Source organism: Bacillus mobilis (assembly GCF_001884045.1).
Classification (GTDB): Bacteria; Bacillota; Bacilli; order Bacillales; family Bacillaceae_G; genus Bacillus_A; species Bacillus_A mobilis.
Genome location: NZ_MACF01000074.1, coordinates 1 through 15,715 on the forward strand (window position 1 = coordinate 1; position 15,715 = coordinate 15,715).

Here is a 15,715-nt window from a genome sequence, read left to right on the forward strand (position 1 = left end):
ATCGCGGGGTGGAGCAGCACGGTAGCTCGTCGGGCTCATAACCCGAAGGTCGCAGGTTCAAATCCTGTCCCCGCAACCAAATGGTCCCGTGGTGTAGTGGTTAACATGCCTGCCTGTCACGCAGGAGATCGCCGGTTCGACCCCGGTCGGGACCGCCATTTTATATAAAGAAAAGAACGAAACATGTTGTTTCGTATTTTTTTATTTGTTTTAACAAAAAACTAATAAAGACAGTCAAACTATCCTTAGGAAAACTCCTAAGGACTTTTTTATATATTCAAAACCTGTATAATAAAGAGCAGAGAACATTGTGAGTAAAGTAGGTGAAGTCTGTGAGTAAATATGAAATAACAACAAAATCCTCTGAGGAAACACAAAGATTATCAGAAAAACTAGGTGGACTTGTCGGGGCACAAGATGTAATTATTTTAGAAGGAGATCTAGGGGCTGGTAAGACAACTTTTACAAAAGGACTAGCAAAAGGTCTTGGAGTGAAAAGAGTTGTAAATAGTCCTACCTTTAATATTATTAAAGAATATAAAGGGAGATTGCCGCTATATCATATGGACGTGTATCGCTTAGCAGAAAGTGAAGAGGACTTAGGTTTTGATGAGTATTTCTACGGTGAAGGAATTACCGTAGTAGAATGGGCTCATTTAATAGAAGCATTTTTACCAAATGAGAAGTTACAAATTAGTTTATTCCATGCTGGAGATGATACAAGGAAAATTGTACTCGAGCCAATTGGAGATCGATATATTAGATTATGTGAGGAGCTATTACAAGATGAAAGTACTAGCAATTGATACTTCAAATTACGTAATGGGTGTATCCCTTATTGAGGAAGAAAACGTAATTGGGGAAATCATTACAAACTTAACAAAAAACCATTCTGTACGTCTTATGCCAGCTGTAGAACAACTGTTAAAAGAATGCGGTGTAAAACCGAAAGAATTAACTAAAATCGTTGTAGCTGCTGGACCTGGATCATATACAGGTGTTCGCATAGGTGTGACAGCTGCAAAAACATTAGCTTGGTCACTTCAAATACCGATTGTAGGTGTATCAAGTTTAGAGGTAGTAGCTGCAAACGGAGCTAATTTTGATGGATTAATCTGTCCTTTATTCGATGGAAGACGTGGACAAATTTATACTGGGTTATATACATATGAAGGAGAGAATGTCACTTCTATAGAAGAAGACCGAATCATCCTTATTGTAGACTGGTTGCAAATGTTAAAAGATAAAGGCAAGCAGGTTTTATTTATTGGTAACGATGTTAAACTGCACAAAGAAACAATAATAGAACATTTAGGCAATCAAGCTGTATTTGCTCCTTTCACTAAAAATAACCCAAGACCAAGTGAGTTAGCGTTCTTAGGATTGCAAAAAGAAGAACAAGATGTGCATTCATTTGTTCCTAGTTACCTTCGTTTAGCTGAGGCCGAAACAAAGTGGTTAGAAAGTCAAAACAAGTAGGGGTTTGCAGAAGATGGATATGATATTTAGAAAGATGGAACTCGATGATATCGCTCAAATTGTAGCTATTGAAGAAGCGTCTTTTTCAACTCCTTGGACTGCAGATGCCTTTCACCGTGAGTTAACGACGAATGAACATGCACATTATGTTGTGCTAGAAAAAGATGGTCGTGTAATTGGGTATTGTGGATTGTGGATAATTATTGATGAATCACATATAACAAATATAGCTATTTTGCCAGAATACAGAGGTCAAAAGCTAGGGGATGCTTTATTGAAAGAAGTTATTTCCGAAGCGAAAGATTTAGGGGTAAAAACGATGACACTTGAAGTACGTGTATCAAATGAAGTAGCAAAACAGTTATACAGAAAATACGGATTTCAAAATGGTGGAATTCGTAAACGATACTATGCAGACAATCAGGAAGATGGTCTCGTAATGTGGGTGAATATATAATGGAAAAAAATACGATTATACTTGGTATTGAAACAAGTTGTGATGAAACAGCGGTAGCAGTTGTTAAAAATGGAACGGAAATTATTGCAAACGTAGTTGCATCACAAATTGAAAGTCATAAACGTTTTGGCGGAGTTGTACCAGAGATTGCATCCCGTCATCATGTAGAAGAAATTACAGTTGTGTTAGAAGAAGCTTTAAAAGAAGCAAATATCACATTTGATGATATTGATGCAATTGCTGTAACAGAAGGACCTGGTTTAGTAGGGGCGCTTTTAATAGGGGTAAATGCAGCGAAAGCAGTAGCTTTTGCACATGATATTCCTCTAGTTGGTGTTCATCATATCGCTGGTCATATTTATGCGAATCGTTTAGTAAAAGAAGTTCAATTCCCACTACTATCACTTGTTGTATCTGGTGGGCATACGGAGCTTGTTTATATGAAAGAGCATGGTTCATTCGAAGTGATTGGTGAAACGAGGGATGATGCAGCTGGAGAGGCATATGATAAAGTAGCTCGTACGTTATCTATGCCATATCCAGGTGGTCCTCATATTGATCGCCTTGCACATGAAGGAGAACCAACAATTGATTTGCCTCGTGCATGGCTAGAACCTGATTCGTATGATTTCAGCTTTAGTGGATTGAAATCAGCAGTTATCAACACTGTGCATAACGCAAAACAACGCGGGATAGAAATTGCACCGGAAGATTTAGCAGCAAGTTTCCAAGCGAGTGTAATAGATGTGCTTGTAACGAAAGCATCCCGTGCAGCAGAAGCGTATAACGTAAAGCAACTGCTTCTAGCTGGTGGAGTAGCTGCTAATAAAGGACTTCGTGCACGTTTAGAAGAAGAATTTGCACAAAAAGAAAATATTGAGCTAATTATCCCTCCATTATCTTTATGCACAGATAATGCGGCAATGATTGCGGCGGCAGGTACAATTGCATATGAACAAGGAAAACGTGCTACATTAGCTTTAAATGCAAATCCAGGATTAGATATTGAAGCATAGTTATACACAAAATTAACCACAGCTTGTGGATAAAACCCATATTATCTGTTGATAATGTGGGTTTTATTGTGTATATAAAATGTTGATAACTTTTTTATTAATTGTGGATAATGTGGAAAAGTTATTTTGGAGTTTATTTTACAAAGGTGGATATGTGTATAAACTTGTGGATAAACCAGATGAAGTCTGACCTTTACATGTATTCTTTTTCGGGAAATAAATAGCGAGAAGATATCTCTAAAAAACATTTTGAAATACGCTCTTATGATATGAATGTCAAACTTTGTCGGTAAATCGATATGTCGTGTCGAATTGTTTATACAATATGACGTTCATCCCGACTAGAAGACAAAAAGGATGTCGCATAGTCAAAAATCCCGACTTATGAGACACCCTTCTTATTCATACTCTTATAAATGTAACTCTTCCCATTCTGCCATACATGCATCAAGTTGTTCTTGTAGTGTTTGCTTTTTTGTTGTAATTTCACTAGCTTTTTCATAATCTGCATATATTTCTGGTAAGCAAAGTTGATCTTCTAACGTAGCAATTTCTGCTTCGAATTCTACAATGTTTTGTTCTAGCTCCTCAATTTTTCGAGTGCGTTGACGTTCTAATTGTTTACGCTCTTTTTCTTCGAGATAATTTAATTTTTCTTGAGCTACAGTTTTTTGAACAGGTGCTTGGCTTTCTTGCTGTTCTTGTTGTTCAAATGCTGCGCGTTCAATCATTTCATTTTTCTTTTCAACGTAGTAATCGTAGTCACCTAAATATTCCTGTGCACCTTCTGTTGATAACTCAACAACGGTCGTCGTTACACGATTAATAAAGTAGCGGTCATGTGAGACAAATAGAAGGGTGCCTGGATAATCAATTAAAGCATTCTCCAAAATCTCTTTACTATTTAAATCAAGATGGTTCGTAGGTTCATCAAGAATTAATAAATTCGATTTTTGCATCATAAGTTTTGCAAGAGCTAATCGAGCTTTTTGTCCACCACTAAGAGAAGATACTGGTTTTAGTACATCATCCCCGGTGAATAAGAAGTTACCTAATATCGTGCGAATTTCTTTTTCAGGCTGCAAGGGATATTCATCCCATAACTCATTTAAAACCCGCTTAGAAGATGTTAAGTTTGCTTGTTCTTGATCATAATAACCAACAGATACATTGGATCCGAAAGAAACTTCACCGTGTAATAGTGGTAACTTATTCACAAGTGATTTTAATAATGTGGATTTCCCGATTCCGTTTGGACCAACTAAAGCAACGCTATCCCCGCGAGTTAAGCGCATCGTTACATGTTCAATAATCGGATCCTCATCATAGCCGATAGTTGCATCCTTTACTTGTAAAACATCATTTCCACTTTGTTTTTCGATATCGAAGTGGAAGGAAGCTGACTTAGAATCACCTAATGGTCTTGTTAATAATTCCATTCGATCTAATTGTTTACGACGGCTTTGAGCACGTTTTGTCGTAGATGCACGCGCTATATTTTTTTGAACGAAGTCCTCAAGCTTAGCGATTTCATCTTGTTGTTTTTCATAACGTTTCATTTCTTGCTCGTATAGTGCTGATTTTAAGTCTAAATATTTACTGTAGTTACCAACAAATCGTCTGCTTTCTTTATTCGAAATTTCATATACTTGTGTAACGAGTTTATCTAAGAAGTAACGGTCATGGGAAACGATTAGTATTGCGCCAGGATAGCCTTGTAAATATTGTTCAAGCCATGTTAACGTTTCGATGTCTAAATGGTTTGTAGGCTCGTCCAAAATAAGTAGGTCTGGTTTCGTTAATAATAATTTACCGAGAGCTAATCGTGTCTTTTGTCCACCGCTTAATGTAGAAATCGTCGTCTGGTGCGTTTCAACTGGGAAGCCAAGACCACTTAAAATCGAGCGGATATCTGCTTCGTACTGATAGCCACCTTGATCTTTATAATCTAATTGTAATTGGTCATAATCAGCTAATAATCTTTCGTATGTAGCCTCATTTGAAAAGTTTTCTTCTTTTCCCATCTCTTGCTCTAGCCTTCGAAGTTTTGTCTCCATTTGCTGCAAGTGTGTAAAGACGGTTAACATTTCATCCCAAATTGTTAAAGACGTTTCTAAACCGGTATTTTGAGCTAAGTATCCGATTGAGACATCTTTCGGTTTTATAATTTCGCCACCATCATGAGACAGCTCACCAGCTATTATTTTTAATAACGTAGATTTTCCGGCTCCATTTCGTCCGACTAATGCGATACGATCTTTCGTTTGAACTTCCAATTTTATGTTTGCAAGAATCGTTTCTGCACCGTATAATTTCGAAAGCGCGTTTACTTGTAATAAAATCAATGTTTTCACCTCAAATAATTTCTTAACTTTGCCATGTTTATATTTCTCAATCATACTAAAAATAGTGTATAGTTTAAAATAAAGAGAGAATTCTTCTTCTCTTTATTATACAGGGAAATTCATGAGTGCTAAACTTCTGTATTAGATTCAAGTATATGAATAAAGATAGGAAGAGAGGAGAGGTTATATGGATCAGCAAAAAATTCCACAGGCCACTGCCAAACGATTGCCTCTATACTATCGATTTATCCAAAACTTATCTCTTTCTGGTAAGCAACGTGTTTCATCAGCAGAATTGAGCGAGGCGGTAAAGGTTGATTCCGCAACGATTCGAAGAGATTTCTCATATTTTGGAGCGTTAGGGAAAAAAGGTTATGGATATAACGTAAATTATCTATTATCATTTTTCCGTGAAACACTCGACCAAGATGATATAACACGTGTAGCACTTATTGGAGTAGGTAATTTAGGGACCGCTTTCTTACATTATAATTTCACGAAAAACAATAATACAAAAATTGAAATGGCGTTTGACGTTAGTGAAGAGAAAGTCGGAACAGAAATCGGGGGCATTCCTGTATATCATTTAGATGAATTAGAAGAACGTTTATCAACTGATATACAAGTGGCAATATTAACAGTACCCGCTACAGTAGCACAATCTGTAGCAGATAGATTGGCAGAAACGAACGTGCATGGTATTTTAAATTTTACACCAGCGCGCTTAAATGTGTCAGACAATATAAGAATTCATCATATTGATTTAGCAGTAGAGTTACAAACACTTGTTTACTTTTTGAAGAATTATCCACAATAAAACGCAGAGGAAGCGACCTCTGCGTTTTATTATTGTTTTTTCTTTGTGAATTTAACTAAGATGAGGCGAAGTGCTAAATTAAAATCAATTGTTGCCATAACTGCAAATAGTATTGTCCACATATTCCAGATTGTATCTGTTACGTTCGTAATGGCGAAGCGTGTAAAGATACATCCTAGAAGGAAGTACAATGCAGCCATGAACAATGGTGAGTTTCTCATACTAAAAATCCTCCGATAAAGCCTTGCATTTTTTCAGCTTCTTTAATCATTTCTTGAATTTGTTCATTGCTCATTAAAACTTGAGCAACTGCAACTAATGTATTCATAGCAACATGAGCTGCGATAGGGACGATAATACGCTTCGTTTTTACATATAAAAAGGCGAACACGAGCCCCATAGAAGTGTATACCAATAAGTGAGTGAAATCAAAATGAATTGCTGCGAATACGAGAGAACTAATGATAGCAGCAATAAAGAAGTTAAACTTCTTATAAAGTGTACCAAATAAAATTTTTCTAAATACGATTTCTTCCAAGATAGGTCCTATTATAGAGATGACGATAAGGAACCAAGGTGTCGTTCTAGCGATATCCATAAGTCTCGCTGTATTTTCTGATCCAGGTTTAATTCCTAATAAACGCATTTCTATCATGCCGGCAATACTTTGCGAGAAAAATGCTAAAAAGAAGCCGATAAAAATCCAACCAATCGTAGCTGGAATAGAAGAACGCGTTGTATCTAAACGTCTGTCGCGAATATCTGTTCTAAGTAACCAAAGTACGATACATAATGCAATAAAGAAGCTAATGATTGCCCAGTGTCCAGTTATGAGTTGGAACTTCTCTTCTCTAGTAAAGCCCCTGTTATCATAAAGTCCAGTTTTTAGGAGAAGTGGTAATCCAGCAATGGATGATAACTGCATTAAAATGTATGTAACGATAACCCACCAATATTGTTTTTTCAAATGGTTTAACCATCCTTTCTAACTCTAGTGTATGAGATAAGGTAGGATAACATGTAAATATGCTACCTACGATATAAACCTCGCGTAAATTATGTTTTTTTCGTAAATCCGTATTTGAAATTATAATAGAAGACAGGAGAAAGTTGTGTGTATAGCGAAAACAACTTAGGGTGTCCTTTCATATTGTAACATACGAGTAGTGGAAACAACGATTCATATAGTAAAGGTAGAAGAAGAGAGACTCTATATAGAAAAGTGTATAGCTTAATTTGCGAAAAAATTATGATTTTTTTACTTGCAAAAGAAATTGAGATTATTTATTATTATAAGTGTGTTAGCACTCGGGTGACTTGAGTGCTAATAAAGAAAATTTACATAACAAAATGAGGAGGTTGTTGTTCATGCTAAAACCATTAGGTGATCGCGTTGTAATTGAGCTTGTTCAAGCAGAAGAAAAAACAGCAAGTGGTATTGTATTACCAGACACTGCAAAAGAAAAACCACAAGAGGGTAAAGTTATTGCAGTAGGTACTGGTCGAGTGCTTGAAAATGGTGAGCGTGTTGCTTTAGAGGTAGCAGCAGGTGATCTTATCATCTTCTCAAAATATGCAGGTACTGAAGTAAAATACGAAGGTACTGACTACTTGATTTTACGTGAAAGTGACATTTTAGCAGTTATCGGTTAATTATATAAATCTTAAAAAATCCAAGGGGGTCAATTATTATGGCAAAAGATATTAAATTTAGTGAAGAAGCACGTCGTTCGATGCTTCGCGGTGTCGACACTCTTGCAAACGCAGTAAAAGTAACGCTTGGACCAAAAGGTCGTAACGTTGTACTTGAGAAAAAATTCGGTTCACCACTTATTACAAATGATGGTGTAACAATTGCAAAAGAAATTGAATTAGAAGATGCATTCGAAAACATGGGTGCAAAATTAGTAGCAGAAGTTGCTAGCAAGACAAATGATGTAGCTGGTGACGGAACAACAACTGCAACTGTATTAGCACAAGCTATGATTCGTGAAGGTCTTAAAAACGTAACAGCTGGTGCGAACCCAATGGGTCTTCGTAAAGGTATCGAAAAAGCTGTTACTGCTGCAATTGCAGAATTAAAAGAGATCTCTAAACCAATCGAAGGTAAATCTTCTATCGCACAAGTAGCTGCTATTTCTGCAGCTGACGAAGAAGTAGGTCAATTAATCGCTGAAGCAATGGAGCGCGTTGGTAACGACGGTGTTATTACTTTAGAAGAGTCTAAAGGATTCACAACAGAATTAGACGTAGTAGAAGGTATGCAATTTGATCGTGGATATGCATCTCCTTATATGATTACTGATTCTGACAAAATGGAAGCAGTTCTTGATAACCCATACATCTTAATTACTGACAAAAAGATTTCTAACATCCAAGAAATCTTACCAGTATTAGAGCAAGTGGTACAACAAGGTAAACCACTTCTTATCATCGCTGAAGACGTAGAAGGCGAAGCGCTAGCTACATTAGTAGTGAACAAACTTCGTGGTACATTCAATGTAGTAGCTGTTAAAGCTCCTGGATTTGGTGACCGTCGTAAAGCAATGCTAGAAGATATCGCAATCTTAACTGGTGGCGAAGTAATCACTGAAGAATTAGGTCGTGACTTAAAATCTGCTACAGTTGAATCTTTAGGACGCGCAGGTAAAATCGTTGTAACGAAAGAAAACACAACTGTAGTAGAAGGTATCGGAAATTCACAACAAATCGAAGCTCGCATTGGCCAAATCCGTGCGCAATTAGAAGAAACAACTTCTGAATTCGATCGTGAAAAATTACAAGAGCGTCTTGCAAAACTTGCAGGTGGCGTAGCAGTAATTAAAGTAGGTGCAGCAACTGAAACTGAGTTAAAAGAGCGCAAACTTCGCATTGAAGATGCACTTAACTCAACTCGTGCAGCAGTAGAAGAAGGTATCGTTGCAGGTGGTGGTACTTCACTTATGAACGTATACACGAAAGTAGCTTCTATCGTAGCTGAAGGCGACGAAGCAACAGGTATCAACATCGTACTTCGCGCACTAGAAGAGCCAGTTCGTCAAATCGCAATCAACGCTGGTCTAGAAGGATCTGTAGTTGTAGAGCGTCTAAAAGGCGAAAAAGTAGGCGTTGGTTTCAACGCAGCTACTGGCGAGTGGGTTAACATGCTTGAAACTGGTATCGTAGATCCAGCTAAAGTAACTCGCTCTGCACTTCAAAACGCAGCATCTGTTGCAGCTATGTTCTTAACAACTGAAGCTGTAGTTGCTGACAAGCCAGAACCAAATGCACCAGCAATGCCTGACATGGGCGGCATGGGCATGGGCGGTATGGGCGGAATGATGTAATTCCGTTTGCTCGAAAAACATCCATTTCTATATAGAAATGGATGTTTTTTTATGTTTTTTAGAAAAGGAAATGAATTTCTGTAGAATTTTGTCGCTTTCTCTCTTGACCATATCGATACTTCATTGTTAGAATCTAGGAAGATAATATAAAACGATCCTTCATATATCCTCAAAGATAAGGTTTGAGAGTCTCTACCGGGTTACCGTAAACAACCTGACTATGAAGGCAGTGTGTCTTATATTTATAAAGAGCGGAAGACTATCTTTCTTTATAAAGCCAGACCCCTGCCTTTTCTTTGTTATGAGACTAGAGGCGGAGGACTGGCTTTTTTTATTATATTAGTAATGCTTTTCGCTAAATTGGTGAAAATATTTATATACGAGAACTAACGTTGGGGTGATTATTTTGAAGAAGCAGCATGATACAATTATCGTTTTAGATTTTGGGAGTCAGTACAATCAGTTAATAGCACGTCGAATTCGTGAGTTCGGTGTATACAGTGAGCTTCATCCACATACAATTACTGCAGAAGAAATTAAAGCAATGAATCCAAAAGGGATTATCTTCTCTGGTGGACCAAATAGTGTATACGGTGAAGGCGCATTACATTGTGATGAAAAAATCTTTGAACTAGGATTACCGATCTTCGGTATTTGTTACGGTATGCAGCTTATGACACAACACTTCGGTGGTAAAGTAGAACGTGCAAACCACCGTGAGTACGGAAAAGCTGTTCTTAAAGTAGAGAACGAATCAAAATTATATACGAACCTTCCAGAAGAGCAAGTTGTATGGATGAGTCATGGTGACTTAGTAACTGGTTTACCTGAAGGATTCGTAGTAGATGCAACAAGTGAGTCTTGTCCAATTGCTGGTATGAGCAATGAAGAGCAAAACTTATACGGTGTACAATTCCACCCAGAAGTACGTCACTCTGAGCACGGTAACGATTTAATTAAAAACTTCGTATTCGGCGCTTGTGGTTGTTCTGAAGGATGGAACATGGAGAACTTTATCGAAGTAGAATTAGAGAAAATCCGTGAAACTGTTGGAGACAAAAAAGTACTATGCGCACTTAGCGGCGGTGTAGACTCTTCTGTTGTAGCAGTATTAATTCATAAAGCTATCGGCGATCAATTAACATGTATTTTCGTTGACCACGGCTTACTTCGTAAAGGTGAAGCAGAAGGCGTTATGAAAACATTCAGCGAAGGCTTCCACATGAACGTTATTAAAGTGGATGCGCAAGAACGCTTCATGAACAAGTTAAAAGGTGTAGAAGATCCAGAGCAAAAACGTAAAATCATCGGTAACGAATTCATTTACGTATTTGATGATGAAGCTTCTAAATTACAAGGAATGGACTTCCTAGCACAAGGTACACTTTATACAGATATCGTTGAGAGTGGTACAGCAACTGCACAAACAATTAAATCTCACCATAACGTTGGTGGACTTCCAGAAGACATGCAGTTCAAATTAATCGAGCCTTTAAACACGTTATTTAAAGATGAAGTACGTGTATTAGGATCAGAACTAGGAATTCCTGATGAAATCGTATGGCGTCAACCATTCCCAGGCCCTGGTCTTGGTATTCGTGTATTAGGTGAAATCACAGAAGAGAAATTAGAAATTGTTCGTGAATCTGATGCGATTTTACGTGAAGAAATTATTAAAGCGGGCTTAGACCGTGAAATCTGGCAATACTTCACTGCGCTTCCTGGTATGCGTAGCGTAGGTGTTATGGGTGACGAGCGTACTTACGATTACACAGTAGGTATCCGCGCAGTAACATCTATCGACGGTATGACAGCTGACTGGGCACGTATCCCTTGGGACGTATTAGAGAAAATCTCTGTACGTATCGTAAACGAAGTAAAACACGTTAACCGTATCGTGTATGATGTAACGAGTAAGCCACCAGCAACTATTGAGTGGGAATAGTATTATACAAAGGATCCATCTATTGCACATGCGTAGATGGATCTTTTATATTTTCGTCATTAATACGAACGAAATTATAAAAGTTTATAAAAATGTTCGTTTTTAAATTGACAAAACTACTTCGTCGAGTTAATATGAGTATGTAATTCAAACGAAAAGTGAATATTATGCCGTCGTATAATATCGGGGATATGGCCCGAAAGTTTCTACCTAGCTACCGTAAATGGCTTGACTACGAGGCGTTTAGATAAAGATGAGGGGAAACTTGTCTTTATTCATAGAACGCTTCCATGTATATGCAATGGAAGCCTTTTTTATTTTTAATAGATAAAAGAGGGCTAGGGAGATTACGGCGAGTAATCATATAACGGGGGAAACGTAAGATGAAACGCTATTTTCAGTTTGATGAACTCGGTACAAATTATAAAACAGAGTTCATAGCAGGTTTAACGACATTCTTATCTATGGCGTATGTACTATTTGTCAATCCTGCTACACTGTCACTTGGAAATGTTAAAGGGTTACCAGCAGGTACAGGAATGGATCCAGGTGCAGTATTCGTTGCTACAGCATTAGCAGCAGCGATTGGTTCGTTAATTATGGGGATATTCGCGAAGTATCCGATTGCTTTGGCACCGGGTATGGGAATTAACGCGTTCTTTGCTTATACGGCAGTGTTAACGATGGGTATTCCGTGGCAAACAGCAATTGCTGGAACATTAATGTCAGGTATTATCTTTATTATTCTTACAGCTTCAGGTATTCGTGAAAAAATCATTAATGCAATTCCATCAGAGTTAAAGTTTGCAGTAGCGGCAGGTATCGGATTGTTCATTGCCTTCCTTGGATTCCAAAATGCCGGAATTATCGTGAAAAATGATGCTGTTCTTGTTGGATTGGGGGATTTAACAAAGGGCACAACGTTACTAGCAATCTTCGGAGTTGTTACGACAATCATCTTTATGATTAAGAAAGTTAATGGTGCAGTGTTCTACGGTATGATTCTTACAGCAATCTTAGGAGTAGCGACAGGATTAATTGATACTCCGAAAGCTGTAGTGGGAGCAATCCCGAGTCTAGAACCAACGTTCGGTGTGGCGTTAACGCACTTCGGAGATATTTTCACTGTTCAAATGGTAATTGTTATTATAACGTTCTTCTTTATCGATTTCTTTGATACAGCAGGTACACTTGTAGCGGTTGCGAATCAAGCTGGATTAATGAAGAACAATAAATTACCACGTGCAGGAAAAGCGTTATTCGCAGATGCGATTGCAACTGTAATCGGTGCGATCTTAGGTACATCAACAACAACATCTTACATTGAATCTTCTGCAGGGGTAGCAGCGGGTGGACGTTCTGGATTTACGGCAGTTGTAACAGCAGGATTCTTCTTGCTGGCACTATTCTTCTCACCATTATTAAGTGTTGTAACACCAGCTGTAACGGCACCAGCTTTAATTATTGTAGGAATCTTAATGGTTTCATCTTTAGGCGAAATTGATTGGAAGAAATTCGAGATTGCAGTACCAGCATTCTTTACAATCATTTCAATGCCACTTACGTATAGTATTGCGACAGGGATTGCAATCGGGTTTATCTTCTATCCAATTACAATGGTAGTAAGTGGTCGCCGCAAAGAGATTCATCCAATTATGTATGTTATGGGAGTTTTATTCGTACTATATTTCATCTACGTTCGTAAATAAAAGGGGTTTTTTGAAAGGTCTAGACTTAAGGGGAGTCTAGACCTTTTTTGCGTCTTCAGAAAATCTTAAGGATTTCCGAGCGTTTTTCTTCAGAAGTTTTCCTATAATAGAAGTTAGGGATTAAAAAAGTGATGGGGGAGATATTGTGGCAACCGAAACAATACTTGTCGTAGATGATGAAAAAGAAATTAGGAATCTTATTACAATCTATTTAAAGAATGAAGGATATAAAGTGTTGCAAGCGGGGGACGGAGAAGAAGGATTACGTTTACTGGAAGAAAATGAAGTGCATCTAGTCGTATTAGATATTATGATGCCAAAAGTAGACGGTATTCACATGTGTATGAAAGTAAGAGAATCGAAAGAAATGCCGATTATTATGCTTTCGGCGAAAACGCAAGATATGGACAAAATTTTAGGATTAACTACAGGTGCAGATGATTACGTAACGAAACCATTTAACCCGTTAGAGTTAATCGCAAGAATTAAATCTCAGTTACGTCGTTATATGAAGATGAATGGTTTTGCTATTCAAAATGAGGACGAGTTAGAAATTGGAGAGATGAAAATAAACATCTCAACCCATAAAGTTATTGTGGATGGAGAAGAAGTGAAACTGACCCCGAGGGAATTTTCAATTTTAGAATTACTAGCTCGTAATCCAGGGATGGTTTTTAGCGCGGAACAAATTTATGAAAAGGTTTGGAACGAAAGATCTTTCCAGTCGGATAACACGGTAATGGTTCATATTCGGAAAGTGCGTGAAAAGATTGAGGAGAATCCAAGGAAGCCAATGTATATAAAAACAGTATGGGGAGTGGGGTATAAGATTGAAAAAGATATTTAATCCATTTACTTATGTTAGGAAATTTCGAGAGTTAATTGGAAAGTTAGTGAAGAGTGTGAAACGGAGTGTGCGAATTCAACTTATTACTGCGTTTACTGCTTGTGCGTTATTAGGGCTTTTTTTTGCAAAGGGAGCAGCACCCTTTTTTGAGAATGCGAATCGGCAGGCGACAATAGATTATGGGTCTGGTATGAGAGAAATTCATCAACAAGCTCAAAGTGTGGCGAATAGTTCAGTTCACGAAAATAAATTAGAAGCCATATCCGATATGATCGAAAGGGAGAACCAAAATTTAGAACGAGGATCTAGAGCTTTAAAAGTATTGGTTACTGACGAGAGCGGCAAAGTTGTATATAAGACGAAGCAGGCACAAGAAGAACAAATTGATTTGCATAATACAATTCGTAATGCAGCATCATTTGCAATTAACTATTCAAATGGCCAAGATGCATTTGAAAATACAAGAAAAGAATTTATAGCTTTTGCACCTATTACAATAGGAGATAAGAATTTATACATGTTTGTTAGTGGGATTCCGGGAGGTGAAGTGAGATATCATACGCAAGAAGGGCCGTTTCCATTTTTCATAGGTGTACTCGTATTTATTTTCTCTTTCTTCTATATAACAAAGAGAAAGATGAAGCAAATTGAAGCGATGGCACAAGGTGTAAAGGAAATAGAAAAAGGCAACTTAGCGTATCGTATTGAGAAGAAAGGTGAGGACGAAATTGCGTCTTTAACTGAGAATATTAATAATATGGCAGAAGAGCTTATGAATAATATAGAAAAGGAACGTAAATTAGAGAAACAAAAGAACGAGCTTATTACGAATGTATCTCACGATTTACGTACACCACTTACTTCTATTATGGGTTATTTACGATTACTTCGAGATTCTAAATATGAAAATAAAGAACAACATGATGAATATACGAGAATTGCTTTTGCGAAGTCGGAGCAGTTAAAGAATTTAATAGAAGATTTATTTGAGTATACGAAGTTAACAAATGAGCAAGTTATATTAGAAAAACAAGAGGTTTGTATAAATGAGTTACTCGAGCAATTAATAGAAGAGTTAGTACCGCAAGCAGAAGAGCATGGACTTACGTTTGTTAAGAAATTTCCTGAGGAACGTGCCTATGCAGCGGTTGATTCGGAAAAGATGGTTCGTGTATTTGATAATTTATTAATGAACGCGATTAAGTATAGTAAAGATGATGGGGAGATAAAAGTTTCTCTTCACAGGCAGCGCCGAGAAATACAAATTGTAATTGCGAATCATAGTGAAGAGTTTACGAGAGAAGAACTAGGGAGTTTATTTGAACGTTTTTATAAGAAAGATCAATCCCGGAGTAGAGTAACAGAAGGATCGGGACTTGGATTGGCGATTGCGAAAAGTATTGTTGAATTACAAGGTGGTAGTATTCGAGCTGAATATAAGGATGGTACTATTCATTTTATCGTCTCGTTACCAATTATAGAAAAATAATAAATGAATAGAATGGTATATGATAAAAAGGCTTATTTTAAAAGGAATAAGCCTTTTTATATTTTTTTAGAAAAACATGTTGACGATTAAAGGTTAGAGGTGTAATATAGGACAAGTCGCCGATGCAATAACGCAGAACGCGGCAAACAAAATGAAAAACTTAGTTGACATTGAAAGATGAAGATGTTAACATAAGGAAGTCGCAAATGAGCGACCGAGTAGTTCTTTGAAAACTGAACGAAACAAACAACGTGAAACGTCAATTTTTATTTTTAGATGCTAGAC

14 protein-coding genes, 2 tRNA genes and 2 riboswitches are annotated in these 15,715 nt (G+C 37.3%); of the genes, 13 read left to right on the forward strand and 3 right to left on the reverse strand.

Going from position 1 to position 15,715, the window contains the following annotated elements; translation table 11 throughout:
* The first annotated feature begins 2 nt into the window (after nt 1-2).
* From BAQ44_RS13870 to tsaD, 6 genes are all read left to right on the forward strand, one after another.
* A tRNA-Met gene (locus BAQ44_RS13870) sits at nt 3-79 on the forward strand.
* A gap of 3 nt (nt 80-82) precedes the next feature.
* A tRNA-Asp gene (locus BAQ44_RS13875) sits at nt 83-158 on the forward strand.
* A gap of 174 nt (nt 159-332) precedes the next feature.
* Nucleotides 333-806, forward strand: coding sequence for a tRNA (adenosine(37)-N6)-threonylcarbamoyltransferase complex ATPase subunit type 1 TsaE (tsaE, locus tag BAQ44_RS13880; protein WP_061679603.1), 474 nt, complete (start codon nt 333-335; stop codon nt 804-806).
* The gene (gene tsaB / locus BAQ44_RS13885) at nt 787-1,479 is read left to right on the forward strand and encodes a tRNA (adenosine(37)-N6)-threonylcarbamoyltransferase complex dimerization subunit type 1 TsaB (protein WP_061679604.1); all 693 of its coding nucleotides are present in this window, start codon (nt 787-789) and stop codon (nt 1,477-1,479) included. Before tsaE ends, tsaB begins: the two co-directional genes overlap by 20 nt.
* Nucleotides 1,480-1,492: 13 nt before the next feature.
* Nucleotides 1,493-1,936 (forward strand): ribosomal protein S18-alanine N-acetyltransferase, encoded by a 444-nt coding sequence (rimI, locus tag BAQ44_RS13890; RefSeq protein ID WP_000367199.1) that lies wholly within the window; start codon nt 1,493-1,495, stop codon nt 1,934-1,936.
* A complete protein-coding gene (tsaD, locus tag BAQ44_RS13895; protein ID WP_061679605.1) occupies nt 1,936-2,952 on the forward strand; it encodes a tRNA (adenosine(37)-N6)-threonylcarbamoyltransferase complex transferase subunit TsaD in 1,017 nt (338 codons plus the stop codon). The genes rimI and tsaD overlap by 1 nt, the downstream gene beginning before the upstream one ends.
* Nucleotides 2,953-3,362: 410 nt before the next feature.
* Here the strand turns inward: tsaD and BAQ44_RS13900 are convergent, their stop codons facing one another.
* Nucleotides 3,363-5,297 carry an ABC-F family ATP-binding cassette domain-containing protein gene (locus tag BAQ44_RS13900; RefSeq protein WP_211274091.1) on the reverse strand — a complete coding sequence of 645 codons (1,935 nt, stop codon included), beginning with the start codon at nt 5,295-5,297 and terminating at the stop codon, nt 3,363-3,365.
* A 187-nt stretch (nt 5,298-5,484) separates the two neighbouring features.
* Between BAQ44_RS13900 and BAQ44_RS13905 the strand changes: the two genes are divergently transcribed.
* On the forward strand, nt 5,485-6,114 hold the full coding sequence (locus tag BAQ44_RS13905; protein WP_000372703.1) for a redox-sensing transcriptional repressor Rex: 630 nt from the start codon (nt 5,485-5,487) through the stop codon (nt 6,112-6,114).
* A 29-nt stretch (nt 6,115-6,143) separates the two neighbouring features.
* Here the strand turns inward: BAQ44_RS13905 and BAQ44_RS13910 are convergent, their stop codons facing one another.
* Both BAQ44_RS13910 and BAQ44_RS13915 read right to left on the reverse strand, forming a co-directional pair.
* Complete coding sequence (locus BAQ44_RS13910) at nt 6,144-6,335, reverse strand: YdiK family protein (protein WP_001246201.1); 192 nt, start codon at nt 6,333-6,335, stop codon at nt 6,144-6,146.
* The gene (locus BAQ44_RS13915) at nt 6,332-7,081 is read right to left on the reverse strand and encodes a CPBP family intramembrane glutamic endopeptidase (protein ID WP_071722019.1); all 750 of its coding nucleotides are present in this window, start codon (nt 7,079-7,081) and stop codon (nt 6,332-6,334) included. The genes BAQ44_RS13910 and BAQ44_RS13915 overlap by 4 nt, the downstream gene beginning before the upstream one ends.
* Before the next feature lie 401 nt (nt 7,082-7,482).
* Between BAQ44_RS13915 and groES the strand changes: the two genes are divergently transcribed.
* The 6 genes from groES to BAQ44_RS13945 all read left to right on the forward strand — a co-directional run bounded on the left by groES (nt 7,483) and on the right by BAQ44_RS13945 (nt 15,430).
* Nucleotides 7,483-7,767 (forward strand): co-chaperone GroES, encoded by a 285-nt coding sequence (groES, locus tag BAQ44_RS13920; protein WP_000917306.1) that lies wholly within the window; start codon nt 7,483-7,485, stop codon nt 7,765-7,767.
* Nucleotides 7,768-7,805: 38 nt separating this feature from the next.
* Complete coding sequence (groL, locus tag BAQ44_RS13925; protein ID WP_001029985.1) at nt 7,806-9,440, forward strand: chaperonin GroEL; 1,635 nt, start codon at nt 7,806-7,808, stop codon at nt 9,438-9,440.
* A 139-nt stretch (nt 9,441-9,579) separates the two neighbouring features.
* Nucleotides 9,580-9,681, forward strand: a riboswitch (purine riboswitch).
* 165 nt (nt 9,682-9,846) lie between these two features.
* A complete protein-coding gene (gene guaA, locus BAQ44_RS13930; RefSeq protein WP_000743922.1) occupies nt 9,847-11,385 on the forward strand; it encodes a glutamine-hydrolyzing GMP synthase in 1,539 nt (512 codons plus the stop codon).
* Between the two features lie 153 nt (nt 11,386-11,538).
* Nucleotides 11,539-11,640: riboswitch (purine riboswitch) on the forward strand.
* Between the two features lie 128 nt (nt 11,641-11,768).
* Complete coding sequence (locus tag BAQ44_RS13935; protein WP_000833097.1) at nt 11,769-13,094, forward strand: NCS2 family permease; 1,326 nt, start codon at nt 11,769-11,771, stop codon at nt 13,092-13,094.
* Between the two features lie 145 nt (nt 13,095-13,239).
* Nucleotides 13,240-13,941, forward strand: a complete 702-nt coding sequence (locus tag BAQ44_RS13940; protein WP_063263315.1) for a response regulator transcription factor — start codon at nt 13,240-13,242, stop codon at nt 13,939-13,941.
* Complete coding sequence (locus BAQ44_RS13945) at nt 13,925-15,430, forward strand: sensor histidine kinase (protein ID WP_063263316.1); 1,506 nt, start codon at nt 13,925-13,927, stop codon at nt 15,428-15,430. Before BAQ44_RS13940 ends, BAQ44_RS13945 begins: the two co-directional genes overlap by 17 nt.
* Nucleotides 15,431-15,715 lie beyond the last annotated feature (285 nt).

Coding starts and splice junctions, on each gene's coding strand:
- BAQ44_RS13905 (WP_000372703.1), top strand. CDS start 5,485: ATGGATCAGCAAAAAATTCCACAGGCCACTGCCAAACGATTGCCTCTA.
- tsaD (WP_061679605.1), top strand. CDS start 1,936: ATGGAAAAAAATACGATTATACTTGGTATTGAAACAAGTTGTGATGAA.
- BAQ44_RS13935 (WP_000833097.1), top strand. CDS start 11,769: ATGAAACGCTATTTTCAGTTTGATGAACTCGGTACAAATTATAAAACA.
- tsaB (WP_061679604.1), top strand. CDS start 787: ATGAAAGTACTAGCAATTGATACTTCAAATTACGTAATGGGTGTATCC.
- groES (WP_000917306.1), top strand. CDS start 7,483: ATGCTAAAACCATTAGGTGATCGCGTTGTAATTGAGCTTGTTCAAGCA.
- BAQ44_RS13910 (WP_001246201.1), bottom strand. CDS start 6,335: ATGAGAAACTCACCATTGTTCATGGCTGCATTGTACTTCCTTCTAGGA.
- groL (WP_001029985.1), top strand. CDS start 7,806: ATGGCAAAAGATATTAAATTTAGTGAAGAAGCACGTCGTTCGATGCTT.
- rimI (WP_000367199.1), top strand. CDS start 1,493: ATGGATATGATATTTAGAAAGATGGAACTCGATGATATCGCTCAAATT.